Origin of the sequence: Shewanella sp. 10N.286.54.B9 (assembly GCF_041468565.1) — a bacterium.
Classification (GTDB): domain Bacteria; phylum Pseudomonadota; class Gammaproteobacteria; order Enterobacterales; family Shewanellaceae; genus Shewanella.
This window is the reverse complement of record NZ_JBFRIY010000018.1, coordinates 90,503-108,489: the sequence shown is the minus strand read 5'-3', so window position 1 is coordinate 108,489 and position 17,987 is coordinate 90,503. Positions and strand designations below refer to the sequence as shown.

The window sequence follows — 17,987 nt, the reverse complement described above, 5'->3', positions numbered from 1 at the left end:
ACACATGGATTTAGTGGATTTTAGGCTCAAATTTAATCTCCACTCTTTACCTAAGGCCCATCACTTTCCCTCCTCACTGCCATTTGAAGTAAAGCAACCGTTACGAAAAGCCGCGGTGCTAGTTGCACTCAGTAGTTATAACGATCAGCTTGAGCTCATTCTAACCCGTAGACCTAGCCACCTGCGTCAGCACCCCGGGCAAATTAGTTTTCCAGGTGGTAAAGTTGAGAAGTTTGATCTGAGCTTTGAAGATACCGCACTGAGGGAAGCTCGTGAAGAGATCGGTTTACCGAACAAGCATGTCGAAGTGATTGGTATGTTGCATGACCATAAAACCTTTACCGGTTTTGATATCACCCCAATTGTCAGTATCATCTCTAAGCCGTTTACTCCTGTTATCGACCCTGGTGAAGTGGATGAGCTTTTTACTATACCGCTCTCATTCCTACTCGATAGTGACAACCGTCATATCCAATATTTCAGTCGGGGTGGGATTGAATACCCAGTTCATTTCATCCCTTACGGCCAATATTTTATTTGGGGAGCAACTGCTGCAATGATCGATCAATTGTGCAGGCTCCTAAGCCAAGACAGACCACTATCTAAAGTCAATATAACTGAATAGCACTGAGCAATTAAAAACTCCACACAATGTTACTAGCTTGAGTTATTGACTAAGATTGTTAGGGGATCGCTTTAGACCACGAAACGTATATAAAGTCCTGCGGCCAAAGAGCATAAAAACAGCAAAGGTATGTTTATCCACCAGCCAAGCCGGCTATGGGTCGCAATATAATAGTTGAAACCCAAATTGATAAAGCTAACCAAAGCACACCACCAAACAATATCAGCCAGTAATATCGTTTGCACTGGATCCCATTCAAGACGAACCTCGGCACCTTTACTTTGAAGGTAGCCAACTGCAGTATCGGGTCTTGCTTTATCAAATAACATCAGTGCATATATTGCTAATGACCAACCGACAATCGACATTGTAGTCAGTAAATATTGGAACGCTTTTAGCCTTTTCATCAATACTATCCGTAGTTTTAACCCTGTTTTTAAAAACAATACCAAGATCCAGACCAACTTACCTTACTTTCCACTTGAGAAAAGCTTGTATCAAGGTAATATAAACGACCAAATTTTATATTTAAAACGTTTCGTTGGAGAACTAAGCAACAATGAGCATTACATCTGTCGCTTCTGTGTTTAAAGGTGACTTTGCGATTGGTTCGCAAATCACAGTACGTGGCTGGGTTAGATCCCGCCGCGATTCTAAAGCTGGGATCTCATTCCTCGCTATTTATGACGGTTCATGCTTTGACCCTATACAGGGCGTAGTGCCGAATAATTTAGAGAATTACGACAACGAAGTGTTAAAGCTTACTGCGGGTTGTTCAGTCATTATGACCGGTGAGGTTGTTGAATCACCGGGTAAAGGCCAAGCCTTCGAAATGCAAGTGACTAATGTAGAAGTTGCCGGCTGGGTAGAAGATCCTGATACTTACCCTATGGCTGCTAAGCGTCACTCAATTGAGCATTTACGCGAGTTAGCCCATCTTCGTCCACGCACAAACATCATTGGTGCAGTCGCCCGTGTACGTAACTGTTTATCACAAGCGATTCATCGCTTTTATAATGAACAGGGTTACATCTGGGTGTCTACTCCGCTAATCACAGCATCAGATACTGAAGGTGCTGGAGAGATGTTCCGTGTTTCAACATTGGATCTAGAGAATCTGCCACGTGATGATAAAGGCGCCGTTGACTATAGCGAAGACTTTTTCGGTAAAGAGTCGTTCCTAACGGTTTCTGGTCAGTTAAACGCAGAGACTTATGCATGTGCGCTATCTAAAGTTTACACGTTTGGTCCTACGTTCCGAGCTGAAAACTCAAACACCAGTCGTCATCTAGCAGAATTTTGGATGGTAGAGCCGGAAGTTGCTTATGCTGACCTAGATGACGCCGCAAAACTTGCTGAAGATATGCTTAAATACTGCTTTAGAGCAGTATTGGCCGAGCGCCGTGATGATCTTGAGTTCTTTGCCCAGCGTGTTGAGAAAACCGCAATTGATCGTCTAGAAGCATTTGTCACCAGTGATTTTGCACAGATTGATTACACCGATGCTATCGAAATTCTTAAAGCTTGCGGGAAGAAGTTTGAATACGATGTTGAATGGGGTATTGATCTTCACTCTGAGCACGAACGTTACCTGGCTGAAGAGCATTTCAAGGCACCCGTTGTTGTTAAAAACTATCCGAAAGATATCAAAGCATTCTATATGCGTTTAAATGACGATGGTAAAACAGTTGCCGCTATGGACGTACTAGCACCAGGCATTGGCGAAATCATCGGCGGCGCACAGCGCGAAGAACGTTTAGACGTGCTTGATGCTCGTCTTGCTGAGATGGAACTTAGCCAAGAAGATTACTGGTGGTATCGTGACCTGCGTCGTTACGGTACAGTGCCTCACGCAGGATTCGGTCTAGGGTTTGAGCGTCTAGTTTCTTATGTCACTGGCGTATCTAACATCCGTGACGTGATCCCATTCCCAAGAGCACCAAAATCAGCGAACTTCTAAAGCTCGTTTGATATTTGTTTAAAATCAAAGCCTCTATTCTTAGAGGCTTTTTTGTTGCCATCATCAAAACATTATCTCTTTATTCCCTCTTCTGTAACCGCTCTACAGTCATTAATTAGGTTAGCTTTAGTATTCACTAATAAAACCTTTCTTGCTTTATATTGCCCTTTAAAACCAGCTAGCCTTAGCTACATAATCGATCATTTATTTAGCAACCCCTTAAGGCGCCTGATAACAAATAAGTTACAAAAAACGCTTTAAACGTGATCCGCGTCACAGTCAAGATGCTGTAGGGACATTCTGTCCTTTTCCCTTATAAATAAATGATCTAGCTCAAGCCTCGATAATCTGATTATCCGTAAGCCTCTGTAACCCCAAGAAAGCTTGACGCATATCAATATTTCCACCCTTTTTGAGGCCTAGACTGATGATGTTGAGCAAATTACTTTCAAGAATAATAAGGTTTAACCATGGAAACACACGAAGCCCTATATCAGCAAGGTGTGGCGCGAATGGAGCAATTGCGTCAATTGCAACCACGTCATAGTGAATCGCTGCAAGATAAAATGCTACAAAATGGCATTAGTCGCCGAGACTTTATGAAATGGACTGCATCTGTAACCGCAATGCTAGCGCTGCCACTGCCCTTTAGCACATTAGTAGCAGAAGCTGCAGAACTTGCTAATCGCGTCCCGCTAATTTGGCTGCATATGGCAGAATGTACAGGTTGTTCAGAATCATTGATCAGAACCGACACCCCTAATCTAGACTCTCTTATATTCGATCATGTCTCACTTGAGTACCATGAAACATTGATGGCCGCAGCAGGATGGCAAGCGGAAGAGAATCTTGAACATGCATTAGAAGCCTATAAAGGTAACTATCTATTAGCCGTTGAAGGCGCGGTTCCCACCGCAAACAACGGCGCTTACTTAACCGTTGGCTGCAAAGGCCATACAGGGCTTCATATTGTCAAGGAAGCTGCTGAGGGCGCTGCAGCAATTATCTCTGTTGGTACCTGCGCGGCATTTGGCGGTGTTCAAGCAGCAGCGCCAAATCCAACTGGTGCTAAAGGTGTTTACGAAGTCGTTAATAAGCCTGTCATTAACCTAGGCGGCTGCCCACCAAGCGAAAAGAACATTGTGGGTACACTGATGTACTTCATTATGTTTGGCAAACTTCCTGCTCTGGATATGTTTAACCGTCCTAAATGGGCCTACGGCGCTCGCGTTCATGATAATTGTGAACGTCGTGGTCGTTTTGATGCTGGCGAATTTGTTGAAGAGTTTGGCGACCAAGGTGCCAAAGACGGCTACTGTCTGTACAAAGTCGGTTGTAAAGGCCCCTATACCTATAACAACTGCCCTACAGAGCGCTTTAACCATCACACTAGCTGGCCTGTTTTAGCCGGACACGGCTGTATGGGCTGCTCTGAACCCAATTTTTGGGATGACATGGCTGACTTTGAAAAACCATTAGGTAGACAACTACTACACGGCTTAGACGCCACCACAGATACCATCGGCGCAGTAATTTTAGGTGCCACCGCTGTCGGTATCGGTGCCCATGCAGTCGCCAGTGTCTTTGCCAAATCTGAAGAGGAATAATCATGAGTAAACGTGTAGTTATCGATCCTATCACTCGTATTGAGGGACACCTGCGAGTAGAGGTAGAGGTTGACGAGAATAATGTGATTCAAAAAGCTTGGTCCTCTTCTACCCTCTGGCGTGGTATTGAGGTGATCTTAAAAGGTCGCACGCCAATGGATGTTGGTTTAATCGTACAACGGATCTGTGGTGTTTGTACCTACTCTCACTACCGATGTGGCACAGAAGCGGTAGAAAACGCGCTTGGGGTAAAAATTCCACTAAATGCTAAGTACCTCAGAAGTTTGATGCAAACCTCGCTCAATATGCATGACCATATTGTGCATTTCTATCACCTACATGGCTTAGATTGGGTAGATGTCGTTTCTGCGTTAAGTGCAGATCCAGCGCTTGCTGCACAAGTTGCTCTTAAATATACAGACAATCCTATTAGTGCTGGCGAAGGTGATTTACGCGCAGTTCAACAGCGGGTGAAAGGTCTAGTTGAAACCGGTAAGCTCGGTCCTTTTGCCAACGCTTACTGGGGTAACAGCACTTATCGATTTACCCCTGAGCAAAATTTGATTGCTTTATCACACTACCTTAAAGCTCTAGAAGTACAGCGTATTGCTGCTGAGATGCTTGCTATTTTCGGCGGTAAATCACCTCACCCACAGTCTATCGTAGTGGGCGGCGTGACGTCAGTGCGTGACATGTTAAGCCCTGCTCGTCTGCAGGAATGGAAACAAAAACATGCCATCGTTAATGATTTCATTATTCGCGCATACAAAGCTGATGTAGTAATGGCAGCGGAAGCGTTTGGCTCTGAACCAAGTGTGCTTGGTGGTGTAAACGTTAAAAACTTCTTAGCTACTGATGACTTCATACTTGGTGATGGACAATACATGTTCAACCAAGGCGTGATCATGAACGGCGACTTAGCTGGCGTGAGTGATTTGAACCCAGAGCTAATTAAAGAAGATGTCACTCATGCTTGGTATAAAGCAGATGGGGCACAACATCCTTATGACGGTACAACCGTTCCCGACTATACCGGATTTGTCGAAAGAGACACCGTTTACGGTAAGTTGCCGACTGTTGATGGAGATGGCAAGTATAGTTGGGTTAAGTCGCCTCGCTATCAAGGAGAACCAGTTGAAGTGGGTCCACTTGCCTGTTTGTTAGTGAGCTATGCTCGTGGTAACCAAGTGGTGGTCGATGCCGTCAATGGACTACTTGCTGCTACCGGGCTTCCTATTGAAGCACTATTTACAACTCTAGGCCGCACCGCCGCCCGTATGCTGCAAACTGTAATCGTTGCAGAAGAAGGCTTAAAAACCTTCGATGCCTTACTGACCAATTTGCAGTCGGATGAGTCGACTTACACCAAGCCAGAAATTGATAGCAATAAAGAGTATGTTGGCCACGCCATGATTGAGGCACCACGCGGTATGCTAAGTCATTGGATCCGCATCAAAGGTGGCAAGGTCGCGAACTACCAAGCAGTTGTACCAACAACGTGGAATGCTGGACCAGTTGATGGACAAGGCAAAGTAGGTCCTTACGAGGCGTCACTTATTGGCTTGAAACTCGAAGATCCAACCAAACCTTTAGAAGTCATTCGAATCATTCACTCTTTCGATCCTTGTATGGCTTGTGCCGTACATGTGATGGACTACAAGGGTACGAATTTGGGTGAATTCAAAATCGATCCCAACGGATTCTAGTTAAGGGGGTTAGCATGCCTACTCAATCTGCACCCTACCAAAGAGAACTTGTTTTTGGTGCGGCGATCAGGATTTTTCACTGGTTAAGAGCGTTAGCAATCTTGATCCTGGTGATCACGGGGTTTTATATCTCTTGGCCATTTTTGGTTGCACCAGAAAGCTCTGATGTTTTAGTACAGGGGTATATCCGGGCGGCTCACCAAATATTTGGTTTCCTACTGGTTTCCATCACGTTGGTAAGAGCTTATCTGTTTTTCTTCGGTAAGAGTGATATCGAAAGACGCTCCTTTAAGGATGTACTAAGTCCTAAGAGCTGGATAACTCAACTTAAGTCCTATTTATGGATGGGACATTTAGACAAAGCTGGAGTCTACGGGCCATTGCAATTTGTGACGTACTTAGCAATTTCGGTTGTCGCCTTTCTTATCTGTGTTACGGGTCTGGTGTTATATGCCAATGTATATCATCAGGGGCTCGGCGGTATGCTCGGCGGTATGGCCAATTGGGTCACTATGATGATGGGGGGGTTAGCCCCCGTTAGGATCTGGCACCACTACTTTACTTGGGTGTTCATCATTTTTGTTGTGATCCATGTGTATATGGCAGTGTGGAGCGGGATCCGTTTCAAGCATAACTCGGTGGACTCTATCGTCTCTGGTTACGATTACCATAAGAAGAAATAAAAGGAAAACATGAAGATATTGCTACTTGGTATTGGCAATGTCCTGTACGCCGATGAAGGTATCGGCGTACATTTCGTCAATTATATCCAAGAAAATTTCCGCTTCCATCATCCACAACATCAGCTTGATATGATGGATGGTGGCACCCTTGCGCAGGGGCTTATTCCCACTTTATGCAAATACGATTACTTACTGGTTGTTGATACCGTTAACGCCAACGGAGTTGAGCCAGGTGAAGTCTACTTTTTTGATTTTGATAACGCTCCCCCTGAAATTGACTGGCAAGGTAGCGCTCATGAAGTAGAGATGCTGCAAACGTTAATTATGATGGAAATGGTAGGCGACAGACCGAAAACATTTGTACTTGGCGTAACACCAACGGTGCTTGAACCTATGACTCTCGGCCTTACGCCGCAAATTCAAGCCGCTGTACCTTTGATGGAAAAAACCTTGTTCAATCACTTTGAAACACTTGGCTTCTCACACTCTCGACATGCCAACATTGATATTAATGATCTCATTCCCGACTCATACAAACGTGGTTTAATCTCAGATGAAGAATATTAGATTTGAATTTGACTGTCAGCGCGAGGTGCCCTTCTATGGGCATCTCTGCAATCAATACTTATTAAACGAACAATATGATGTGAACATTGGTCAAAATGGTCATCGCTATTTTATTGAAGCACAGGGCGAACAAGCAGATCTAGAATCCTTAGCAGATGCCATTGCAGAAGACTTTTTAATCTCCTCTTGGCTGATAAAACCACTTATTACCTTAATCGACTCGCCAATAGGCAGTAAAAAACTGATTCAGCACTCGCCACTAGCACAGGAATACTGCCAACAGTGCCAGCCTCATTTTGGCGACAACCAAGCTAAACACTTTGGCCAGCTAGATTATGTCTGCCCATGTTGCCAAGCAGATAAACGTATCAGTCAGCAGCTTAAAAACACAGGATTAGATGATGTTAAAATACTGCTAAATAAGCTAGAGCAGCAAGGACATGTAATTTTGCCCTGTGGCACAAAAGATGCTGCAATTAGCATTAGTTACAAGCCAAACAGGAGTAACCAAAAAAGTAACCGACAGAACCTGGTGATCTGTAACCCAAATAACCTTAATGCCCATTTTGTGGTCACTGAGCAGCAAGTACTTGCTCTGTCGAGCATTGAAAAACCACTCATTAGCTGTCGCCCGATCGATAACCACCCTAGGCTGACCGATCCTCTTTACGCGCTTTGCTTTGCTAATTCACGATTACTAATGGTGATCTGTGAACTGCTGCGGCAGCGCGGAATCGACTGGATCTACATTGAGGGGGCTAACAATCCGCACTTTACCCGAGTAGATTCTCACTGGCTACCGCTATGTGAAATAACAGAAGATAACAACATACTAAGTTACCTTTCGAGTAAGCAACCATTGCACGATGATGCACACTATGGCCGTTTTCAAGTGCAGTGGAAAAAAGATCATATTGAAGTCTGCACTGCTAAGTCAAATATCCAACAGGATCTCGGTACTGATGCAAATTTAGATCATGAGGCAGCGACATGTGCTCTGCATGCAGCAACCTTATCTCTGAAAAAGCCAAAGAACTGTGCCGTGCTTTATCTAAGTGATTCAAATAAAAGCCGTATAGTTACTATGGACGCTAAACAGCAATTGGAGCTGTTTTTCGAATTTCCTACTTTACCGGATAACGGTTATGAAATAGTTCACCAAATTGATGCCTCTCCACAGAAACAATTGTTCGACAAATTTAAACAACGATACCCTGATGACTACCTTGCTCTATTAGCGTTAAAACTCGATGGCTCAACTAATAATATTCAGTCGTTATGGGCGATAGCTGCTGTGTTACTTGGCGCGACGAACGGATGTCACTCGGTTCCCGCAAATAAGGTATTGCTAAGTGATTTTGTTATCGCCAATGCTTTGCGCCATAGGGGCAGTAATGCACCGCGTATAGACTACCCTCTTACCCGTGGTGAAGCCCATAGAAGTCTTAATTGGTGTAAAACTCTTGGAAGTATCCTAAGTTTTAGGCTTGCAGAAGATGGAAATATTGAAAAGCTTGCGTTTGGTATGCATGACTCTCTTGCTGACTTTATCTGTAACTGGGTTGAACATTTAGATCAGAATATCTCTATAAAATCAGTGGTACTCGCCGGAAGTAGCTTTGATAATGAGCTTTTAGGCAAAAGAATAGCTTTACGGTTAGGTAAAAACTTCGATCTAAACCCTAATGCTCAAATGGACTTGGAAGGACTTAACATAGCAGTAGGCTCTCTGTTTTTAAAACAGCGAAGACATTAATGACTTTAGCGTTAATTCGAGTAAAAATTAAAATAACCGGCATCGTTCAAGGTGTCGGTTTTAGGCCGTTTGTTTATCGTTTGGCACATCAACTTGCACTAAGTGGCAGTGTGCTTAACAACAGCGAAGGGGTAACCATAGAAGCACAAGCTAATGAGGATACGATTGAGCAGTTCAAACGCCTGCTAGCTTCGCCGCCTCCGCTGGCTCGCATTGATAGTTTTGAAGCCAAACAGATCCCACTAGTAACGGCAGCAGAGCAATTTAGTATCATCCACAGTCAGAATAATGCAGATGCAATCGTCGCTGTCTCTGCAGATAAATGTACTTGTGATGATTGTTTGGCTGATATAAGCAACCCAAAGTCTCACTATTTTAGATACCCGTTCACCAACTGCACAAATTGTGGTCCTAGATACACCATCATTAACAACTTACCTTACGACAGGTTCAACACTAGCATGGCAAACTTTACCATGTGCCTTGCCTGTGAACAGGAGTATCAAGATCCATTAAATAGGCGCTATCACGCGCAACCAGTAAGTTGCCCTAACTGTGGCCCTCAATTGCGCTTTTGCAATTCAAATTTGAGCATAACTAACAGCACCACAGAGCCGTTAGTACAAGCAGTCGAAGCGTTAAAATCCGGTGGGATTATTGCAATTAAAGGGCTTGGTGGTTTTCATCTAGTCTGCGATGCCACTAACCACCAAAGTGTAAGGACTTTACGTCAGCGTAAGATAAGGCCAGCAAAGCCTTTGGCCATAATGGTTAAAAATAGCCAAATCGCAAAGAAATTAGTAACAGGCAACAATACTGAGTGGCAAACACTAGCAAGTAATGAACGACCCATTATTGTTATGCAAAAACGTCGAAATCCTGAGTTAGAGATCAGCAATATGATTGCTCCAGATATCGATAGACTCGGGATTTTTTTACCTTATACCCCCTTACATAATATGTTGCTGCAACTTATTGATTGTCCCTTAGTGATGACAAGTGCTAACCTTTCAGGAGAGCCGATCATTACGGAAGGTATAGACGTTGCGAGCAAGCTTGGGCATATTGTCGATCATATCTTAGATCACAATCGTCCGATTCTAAATGGCTGTGATGACAGCGTCGTTCAAGTGATCAATAACAGGTTACAGATCTTAAGGCTAGCCCGTGGCTATGCCCCGCTATCTATCTATAATCCTCAATATATCGATAAACCTACACTCGCCCTAGGTGCGCAACAGAAAAACACCCTCTGCTTTGCTTTCGGTCATAATCTTTTTCTAAGCCCGCATATAGGCGACTTGGTGTCTATCGAAGCCGAACGTTACTTTCATGACACATTAACGACTTTCTCTCGGCTATATCACTTCAAAGCAAAAGAGTTGGTGCATGACATGCACCCTAATTACTTTACGAGTCAATGGGCTGCTGAGGACGACTCAACCACAAAAACAGAGGTTCAGCACCACTATGCTCATGTACTAAGTGTACTGGCTGAAAATAAAACCACCGAACAAGTGCTCGCTTTCACATTTGACGGAACAGGTTTAGGTAATGATAACAGTCTTTGGGGCGGCGAAGTTTTGCTTGCTGATGCCTATAATTACCAACGTATCGCTCACTTATCCCCATTTAAACTTATTGGAGGTGAACAAGCGATTAAGCAACCTATAAGGCTACTTACATCTATATTACTTGAAAAATATTCACCAGAAGAAATTGCCGCATTAAAACTGCCTGCCATCGAAAGGTTAAGTGAAAATCACTTCAATAACCTTTGCACTGTATGGCGTAACACATCGCCTAAAAACCTCACCAGCTCTATCGGTCGACTATTTGACGTTGTTGCTGTCATGCTAAATCTTGTGGACAATATTCAATATGAGGGTCAAGCAGGGATACTACTCGAAACCGCCGCAAACAGAGTCAACTCCCCCAGTGACGTGAATATAACTCAAGGGAGGATAAATGAGGGATCCCAAGGAAATGTTGCTGAAACTAACTGCTCTTTTAAACTACATTTAACCCAAGACAATCAATGGCCAACCATTGAACTGATTGAGCAGCTGGTGGCAGAAATAAACAAAATGCCCCTCACCTCAGACAGAACGAATGTAATCGCCAAAGCCTTTATGGATTGTATCGCCAACATGATAGGTGATGTTGCTAAAGACTTTAAGTCTACCCCCATTGTGTTAACAGGTGGGGTATTTCAAAACCGTTACCTATCAGAGTGCTGCGAAAGGCTACTCATAGCCCAAGGAAACCAAATCATGCAACCAAATTTAGTGCCCATAAACGACGCTGGTATAGCGCTCGGACAAGCATGGTTTGCAATCCATAATAGCGTAGAAACCGCTGTCGAGAACGTTGGTAACTGACCAGCGCAAACGTGACATCTATCGCAATTTGAATCCTATTAACCTGATTTACATCAAGGTCGCTCAGCTTATTGTGATCGACAATGAAATATAACTTATTATAACGGAGTTACCTATGTGCCAAGATTGTGGCTGTTCAATTACCCGTCATGACCATTCTTTAAGCCCAAGCCAGGCTCATGCTGACGACAACATAGCAACCAATCCGCAATTAAATGATAAAAAAACCTTATCTGTTATCCATAAGATATTGGATAAAAATGATATTGAAGCACAACACAATCGACAACACTTCGAAGCACAATCTGTGACAGCTTTTAATCTTATGAGTAGTCCTGGTAGTGGAAAGACAACCCTGTTAGAGCATCTACACCTGCATACCGACCTTAATTATGCAGTTATAGAGGGCGACTTGGAGACCTCAAGGGATGCAGATAGATTGAAAGCTAAAGGCATAGATGCTTTTCAAATTCAAACGGGCGCTGCCTGTCATTTAGATGCATTTATGGTACACAGCGCGCTGCATCATATCGATTTAAATCCATTGGATATCTGTTTTGTAGAAAACGTTGGTAACTTGGTTTGCCCAGCCAGTTACGATGTGGGTACCCACAAAAATATTGTATTGCTTTCAATACCTGAAGGGGATGACAAGATAGAGAAGTATCCTGTTATGTTCCGCCGTGCTGATGTTGTGCTGATCACCAAGGCTGATTTAATGCCTCACTTTGACTTCAGTATCGCCGAATCAAAAGCCCAACTCAAAAAACTAAACCCCAACGTAGAGCTAATTGAAGTATCAGTTAAAGACGGCAAATCTCTTGAAAATGTCGTTAATTGGTTGGCGAAAAACCTTCAAGGAGCAGCATAATGTGTCTTTCAATTCCCTCTCAAGTGGTTGAAATCCACCAAGGTGAAGAGTCTGTCACTGTCGATACCATGGGGGTAAAGCGCAAGGTTTCGAGCCACCTCATGACAGAGCCGCTTGAGCTTGGCGACTATGTATTGATCCATATTGGATTTGTGATGAATAAGATAGATAAGGCTGATGCTCAACAAAGCCTTGCCCTTTATCAGGAGATCGTCACTAAACTTGAACAAGAGGAGCAAGGATGAGCCTCTCTTTAAAAGAACTATACAAAGGCTTTAGAGATCCCGAAGTCATCAAGTCATTAGCAAAAAATATCGCCGCTGAAGCTGCTAAATGTAATGGCAAAATTAATATTATGGAGGTTTGTGGTGGCCATACTCATACCATTATGAAGTATGGCATTAATCAGCTATTACCCGATAATATTGAGTTTATTCATGGCCCAGGTTGCCCAGTGTGTATTATGCCCAAAGAGCGCATCGATCATGCAGCAGCACTTGCCAGTATGCCGGATACCATTTTAATTACCTTAGGTGACATGATCCGTGTTCCAGGCTCAAATGGCAGTCTGGCTCAATTTAGAGCGAGTGGCTGCGATATACGTCCTATCTACGATCCTCTAGACAGCTTGCAGATCGCAAAAGATAATCCTGATAAAACAGTTATTTTCTTTGCTATTGGGTTTGAAACATCAACCCCAATGACCGCGGTGCTGATTGAACAAGCCGAAAAGCAACAAGTTAATAATTTACTGTTTCACATTAACCATGTACTGGTGCCCCCCGCTATTGATGCGGTTATGGCCGATCCTTCCGCTAAAGTTAATGCTTTTATCGGTCCAGCTCATGTCAGTGTGATAAGCGGTGCAAAAGTGTACCGCGCTGCAGTCGAAAACTATAACACGCCGGTTGTCGTCTCTGGTTTTGAGCCTGTGGATGTGATGGAATCTATCTTGATGATTACCAAGCAAAAAGCCAATTCGCAGTCTCTATTAGAGAATCAATACAGCCGCGCGGTATCTGAACATGGAAATCTCGCCGCACAAGCACTCGTCGACAAATACATGGTCGTTAGGCCTAATTTCAGGTGGCGCGGATTAGGACCAATTGCTGACTCTGCTTTGATGCTTCGGCAGAAATACCAGCATCGAGATGCTGAAATTGTGTTTAGACAACAGCTACCGACACAAGAAATTGATGACCACAAAGCCTGCCAATGTGGCGATATCTTGCGTGGCCTATCTAAGCCAAAGGATTGTAAGGTTTTTGGTCGTGGCTGCAGTCCTGAAACACCACTAGGCAGCTGTATGGTGAGCTCAGAAGGTGCATGTAATGCTTATTATAGATATAACGGAGTAACTGAATGAGCACTGTTAATATGAACAAAACCGTTCAGCTTAGCCACGGCGGTGGTGGTAAAGAGATGAACCGCCTGATTAAGGATATTTTCTTTAAAGCGTTTGATAACAAAATATTAAGAAACGAAGAGGATTCAGCTAGGCTTCATTTCAGTGGTAATACTGCATTCACTACCGATTCTTTCACTGTAGCACCTCTCTTTTTCGCAGGGGGTGATATAGGAAAGCTTGCCATTGCAGGTACCGTCAATGATCTTGCGATGATGGGTGCTGAGCCACAATATTTAAGCAGTAGCTTCATCATTGAAGAAGGCTTTCCAATTGACGATCTAAAAAAGATTGTCGCAAGCATGGCAAACGAACTTAAAAAGTCTGGTGCCCGCATAGTATGTGGCGATACTAAGGTCGTTCCCAGAGGCTGCGCCGACGGACTGTTTATTAACACTTCTGGTGTAGGACGAATTATTAATAACGGTATTTCAGTTAGAAACCTCATGCATGATGATGTCATTATCGTTTCACGGGACATTGGCCGGCACGGCGCTGCCATTCTAATGGCTCGCGAAGGATTAACAGTTGAATCTGAACTCACCAGTGATTGTGCCACCCTCTGGCCTATAGTAGAGCAGCTAATAGCCAGTAACGTTGACGTGCATGCTATGCGTGATGCGACTCGTGGTGGTTTATCTGCAGTATTAAACGAGTGGGCAACGGCCTCACAAGTTGGCATTACTGTCAATGAATCAGACATCCCCGTTAGTCAAGAAGTCGCAGGTTTGTGCGAGCTTTTTGGGTTTGAGCCATTTGATTTAGCCAATGAAGGCACTTTTATCCTTGCAGTCGCCCAAGATTGTGCCGAGAAAACCCTGCAGATTATGCACACATTTTGTCACTGCGAACAAGCAGCTATCATCGGCAAGGTTAATGATATTAAAGCGGGAAAGGTGATCCTTAATACTCCTTGGGGAAGTAGTCGATTTTTAGATGTACCACAAGGTGAGTTACTACCGAGGATCTGCTAGTGCATGAATATTCGATTGTAACTGCGCTTATTGAACAATGTGAAAAGCTAGCACAGCAAAACAGTGCAAATAAAATTACCCGCGTTGACATAAAGCTAGGTATTTTAAGCGGTGTTGAGCCGGCGTTATTAAAAACAGCATTCGAAGCGTTTAAGCTAGAAGGGATCTGCCATGAAGCGCAGCTTAATATGCAGATCCAGCCTTTAGTATTGCAGTGTCATTCATGTAATGAACGAACAATCCACCAACAACGGAGTATTGTTTGCGACCATTGCCTAAGCACCAATACCACAGTACTCGACGGAGAAGAGATGTTGTTGATGCAATTGGAGCTTGAGCAGAGTTAACTTTTGTATTTGGATAAAGGAAAAACACCATTAAAGTATTAATGGTGTTTTTGTAGATAGAGGTATAGCTAAGCCTGACTACGTTCAACGCTAGTTAGTGGCATGCCTAAATTCATCAGATAGCTCAGCTTTAGATCTTTTCAAATTCTTCTGTGCTTGCTCGAAGTAACTCGGCGAGGTATCAATTGCTCTTTCAAACAGCTCTATTGCTTGATCATATTTACCTTCTAACATAAGGAAATATCCAAGGTCATTCAGCGCATCGGCCGGCTCCATCGCCTGTTCAAATGTTGCAAGCGCTCTTTTATATAAGCCCTTCCTAACATAAACTAAACCAAGGTTTGTCCAAGCTCGATCTAGGTTTTGATCTTCTCTAATCGCTTGCCTTAAATACCTCTCAGCATTCGTTAACTCCCCAGTCAGATAATAAGAATATCCTAGATTAGAGATTAAGATAGCTGAATGAGGTTGCAGCTCGAGCAGTAAACGAAAATATTCACGAGCGCTTTCATGCTCGTTTTGAACATCATCGAGAATTGCAATTGCGTTGTATACTCTTGCTGGCGAGTCTCGGTCAGGAACATACAGATTGCCAATCATACGACTTACTGAAACCGATGCTAACCTTTTCTGGTCAAGCTCAATGGCTTTAGTCAGGTGTATTCTCGCTTCTTTATATTGGCGTTTGTCCATGCTTACTACTCCGAGATCGGCATGCACCATAATGAGATTTGGGTCTAAAGCTAAAGCTTCGTTGTAGGCTCTAAAGGCGATCTCTGGATTACCACGCATAGTATGGATCCGGCCTATGTGATAAAAAGTCTCTGCATTTTTAGCGTTAAAATCTAATGCTTGGATGTATGCATACAATGCTTTTTCAAGATTTCCAGATTGTTCCTCTTTGCGCGCTTTCATTAAAGCTTCAGCTTCAGTCTGTGGCGCTTCAAAGTCAGAAGTGATAGAAGATAAAGCCCCCGCATCAAGAAGATCCTGCCTGTCTGGAGCCTTAATTTCTTGAGGTTCTTCTGGTGTGGTTGAGGAACAGGCATTAAGAGTACCCAGGAATAAAAACAATAACAAAAAGCGCATGCAGCGTTTATAAGTACCCCGTGTAGCCATCATATTTATCCTTATACTTCACCTTGGTGAAGACTCTATTAGAATGCTTGTCCCCAAACTTTCATTACTTTTAGAACAGCAGGACCTACTGCTACAATAAAAAAGGAGGGCCATATACAACACATCATAGGAAATATCATCTTAACGGCTAGCTTAGCCGCTTGCTCTTCAGCTGCCTGTAATCGCTTATCGCGATATTCATCAGAAAAAACTCTGAGGGTTTCTGCAATACCAGTACCTAAACGCATGCTTTGCGAAATTGCAGAATTTAGTCCCTTAATATCTTCTAGGCCGGTTCTATCTGTGAATTCTTGTAGAGCCACTTTAATCGTTAAACCTGCGCGTACCTTACTGCAGACTAATTCTAGCTCACTGGCTAAGCTTGGATGACTAAAAGCAAGTTCTTTGGCTACACGCTGCAGAGCGGCCATTAATCCTAATCCGGCTTCGCAACACACAACAAGCAGATCTAATGCATCAGGAAAGCCGACTCTAAGTAGCCTCATGCGTCGATTAGCCAAAGATTGCAGAATCATCGAAGGTAAAAGAAAAGCACCACCTATAAACAAACAAAACAGATAGATAAGCCATATACCAGTTAAATCAGGAAAAACATTCAATACCAATATAAAGCCTAAAATGCTCAATAAAATCAGCATTATTTTGCTTGCATTAAAAAGGGCTAAAGCGTTTTCAGAATGGAATCCTGCATGAATTAGTAATCGCCTAGTTTCGGTATTAGAAAAGTTTAAAAAAGGCTTTTTCGCTATATTGGCTATGCCGTGCTCTAATGTAGAGGTTACATCCTGATTGTGGCTTACAGTATGATCGCCTTGTAATAGCTTAAGTCTGCTGCGTATTGGAGAATAGATACCACTAATAAGGTAAGACAATGAAATAGCCAAAGTGACACCCGCTATTGCCGCAACAACATAAATTGCCCATTCAACATGCTCTGGGTCATCGAAAAACTGACCAAATAATCCTATGAGAAAGTCCATAATTACATATCGATCCTAATTAATTTACTGATCCAGAAACCACCAATTACCATTCCTAATCCACCCCACATTAGCAGTGAATTACCATCTTCGGTTTCAAGCAACTCACCCACATAACCGGGTGTCTGAACGTAGATAACTGCAAACAAAACAAAAGGAAGTAAGATAAGGATCCAAGCTGACAACCGGCCTTCAGCAGAGAGCGTTCTCACTCTGCGTCTGAACGTAAAACGTTGCCTTATAACACGAGAAAGGTTATCAATATTTTCGGCCAAGTTACCTCCTGTTTCTTTTTGCACCATGACAGCACTAGCAAACGCCATAGCAGAAACACTAGGGATCCTTTCTATAAAGGCTAAAATCGCTCTTTTGGTATCTTTACTGTAATTAATATTAGCAAACATTAAGCTAAACTCTTTTGCTAATGGACCTTCCATCTCCTCAGTTACTAGCTTTACTGCATCAGAAAATGAATAACCTGCTTGTAATGCTCTTCTAAGTACATCTAATGCATCTGGAAAACTCTCTTCTATCTTATCCATCCGCTTGTTGGTATCTTTTTTGAGTTTGAAGTTAAACAAAAATATCACGGCTAAAAACACCACTAAACTTACAATCGGTTCTGAGAAATAGCCCCATATAAATACTGAAATAATACTTGCTACAATCAATGATAAAGCAAGATATTGATGGCCCATTAGTTTGTAATCTGCAAGCTCAAGTTGATAACTCAAATTTTCGATAAACTCAAAGCTTTCTAACCAACGTCCAAAAGAACCGAGTTTACTGAGCTTACTTTTACGCAAGAGTGATGTTTCATAGGTAACATCACCAGTTTCTTCAGATAGTTGCTTGAGACGCTTTCTGACTTGAGCAGTATTAGCTCTCTGGGGACTGTATACAGGAAGAAAAAGTGCTTGTGATAAAAATATTACGGCTATAAATACGAGTCCCAAAAATATTAATTGATTAGATAGCATTGTAA

Annotated in this window: 17 protein-coding genes; 13 read left to right on the top strand and 4 right to left on the bottom strand. The window is 43.0% G+C overall.

From position 1 onward, the window contains the following. Positions 1 to 4 precede the first annotated feature (4 nt). Positions 5 to 625, top strand: a complete 621-nt coding sequence (locus AB4135_RS06740) for a CoA pyrophosphatase (protein ID WP_371991426.1) — start codon at positions 5 to 7, stop codon at positions 623 to 625. Between the two features lie 71 nt (positions 626 to 696). On the opposite strand, the gene AB4135_RS06735 is transcribed toward AB4135_RS06740, so the two are convergent. Beyond that, positions 697 to 1,032, bottom strand: coding sequence for a hypothetical protein (locus tag AB4135_RS06735; RefSeq protein ID WP_371991424.1), 336 nt, complete (start codon positions 1,030 to 1,032; stop codon positions 697 to 699). A 152-nt stretch (positions 1,033 to 1,184) separates the two neighbouring features. Here AB4135_RS06735 and asnS point away from each other — a divergent pair, with 152 nt between their 5' ends. From asnS to AB4135_RS06675, 12 genes are all read left to right on the top strand, one after another. After that, positions 1,185 to 2,585 carry an asparagine--tRNA ligase gene (gene asnS / locus AB4135_RS06730; RefSeq protein WP_248975555.1) on the top strand — a complete coding sequence of 467 codons (1,401 nt, stop codon included), beginning with the start codon at positions 1,185 to 1,187 and terminating at the stop codon, positions 2,583 to 2,585. Between the two features lie 470 nt (positions 2,586 to 3,055). Continuing rightward, complete coding sequence (gene hyaA, locus AB4135_RS06725) at positions 3,056 to 4,192, top strand: nickel-dependent hydrogenase small subunit (RefSeq protein WP_371991422.1); 1,137 nt, start codon at positions 3,056 to 3,058, stop codon at positions 4,190 to 4,192. A 2-nt stretch (positions 4,193 to 4,194) separates the two neighbouring features. After that, a complete protein-coding gene (hyaB, locus tag AB4135_RS06720) occupies positions 4,195 to 5,898 on the top strand; it encodes a nickel-dependent hydrogenase large subunit (protein WP_371991420.1) in 1,704 nt (567 codons plus the stop codon). 14 nt (positions 5,899 to 5,912) lie between these two features. Continuing rightward, positions 5,913 to 6,581 carry a Ni/Fe-hydrogenase, b-type cytochrome subunit gene (cybH, locus tag AB4135_RS06715; RefSeq protein WP_371991418.1) on the top strand — a complete coding sequence of 223 codons (669 nt, stop codon included), beginning with the start codon at positions 5,913 to 5,915 and terminating at the stop codon, positions 6,579 to 6,581. Between the two features lie 9 nt (positions 6,582 to 6,590). After that, positions 6,591 to 7,148 carry a HyaD/HybD family hydrogenase maturation endopeptidase gene (locus AB4135_RS06710; RefSeq protein ID WP_371991416.1) on the top strand — a complete coding sequence of 186 codons (558 nt, stop codon included), beginning with the start codon at positions 6,591 to 6,593 and terminating at the stop codon, positions 7,146 to 7,148. Then, positions 7,135 to 8,904 carry a NiFe hydrogenase gene (locus AB4135_RS06705; protein WP_371991414.1) on the top strand — a complete coding sequence of 590 codons (1,770 nt, stop codon included), beginning with the start codon at positions 7,135 to 7,137 and terminating at the stop codon, positions 8,902 to 8,904. Before AB4135_RS06710 ends, AB4135_RS06705 begins: the two co-directional genes overlap by 14 nt. Continuing rightward, a complete protein-coding gene (gene hypF / locus AB4135_RS06700) occupies positions 8,904 to 11,285 on the top strand; it encodes a carbamoyltransferase HypF (protein WP_371991412.1) in 2,382 nt (793 codons plus the stop codon). Before AB4135_RS06705 ends, hypF begins: the two co-directional genes overlap by 1 nt. A 115-nt stretch (positions 11,286 to 11,400) precedes the next feature. After that, entirely contained in the window at positions 11,401 to 12,156 is a 756-nt protein-coding gene (gene hypB / locus AB4135_RS06695) for a hydrogenase nickel incorporation protein HypB (RefSeq protein ID WP_371991410.1), read from the top strand. Then, positions 12,156 to 12,401: a HypC/HybG/HupF family hydrogenase formation chaperone gene (locus AB4135_RS06690; protein WP_371991409.1), complete on the top strand. Its 246-nt coding sequence runs from the start codon at positions 12,156 to 12,158 to the stop codon at positions 12,399 to 12,401. Before hypB ends, AB4135_RS06690 begins: the two co-directional genes overlap by 1 nt. After that, the gene (gene hypD, locus AB4135_RS06685; RefSeq protein ID WP_371991407.1) at positions 12,398 to 13,522 is read left to right on the top strand and encodes a hydrogenase formation protein HypD; all 1,125 of its coding nucleotides are present in this window, start codon (positions 12,398 to 12,400) and stop codon (positions 13,520 to 13,522) included. Before AB4135_RS06690 ends, hypD begins: the two co-directional genes overlap by 4 nt. Next, positions 13,519 to 14,535 (top strand): hydrogenase expression/formation protein HypE, encoded by a 1,017-nt coding sequence (gene hypE / locus AB4135_RS06680; RefSeq protein WP_371991405.1) that lies wholly within the window; start codon positions 13,519 to 13,521, stop codon positions 14,533 to 14,535. Before hypD ends, hypE begins: the two co-directional genes overlap by 4 nt. Next, a complete protein-coding gene (locus AB4135_RS06675) occupies positions 14,535 to 14,882 on the top strand; it encodes a hydrogenase maturation nickel metallochaperone HypA (protein WP_371991403.1) in 348 nt (115 codons plus the stop codon). Before hypE ends, AB4135_RS06675 begins: the two co-directional genes overlap by 1 nt. A 90-nt stretch (positions 14,883 to 14,972) precedes the next feature. Here the strand turns inward: AB4135_RS06675 and AB4135_RS06670 are convergent, their stop codons facing one another. Genes AB4135_RS06670 through AB4135_RS06660 form a run of 3 tightly spaced genes read right to left on the bottom strand, consistent with a single transcriptional unit; the run spans position 14,973 to position 17,982 of the window. After that, positions 14,973 to 16,004, bottom strand: coding sequence for a tetratricopeptide repeat protein (locus AB4135_RS06670; RefSeq protein ID WP_371991402.1), 1,032 nt, complete (start codon positions 16,002 to 16,004; stop codon positions 14,973 to 14,975). A 35-nt stretch (positions 16,005 to 16,039) separates the two neighbouring features. After that, positions 16,040 to 17,002, bottom strand: coding sequence for a type II secretion system F family protein (locus AB4135_RS06665; RefSeq protein WP_371991400.1), 963 nt, complete (start codon positions 17,000 to 17,002; stop codon positions 16,040 to 16,042). A gap of 2 nt (positions 17,003 to 17,004) precedes the next feature. After that, the gene (locus AB4135_RS06660; protein WP_371991398.1) at positions 17,005 to 17,982 is read right to left on the bottom strand and encodes a type II secretion system F family protein; all 978 of its coding nucleotides are present in this window, start codon (positions 17,980 to 17,982) and stop codon (positions 17,005 to 17,007) included. Between the last annotated feature and the right edge of the window lie 5 nt (positions 17,983 to 17,987).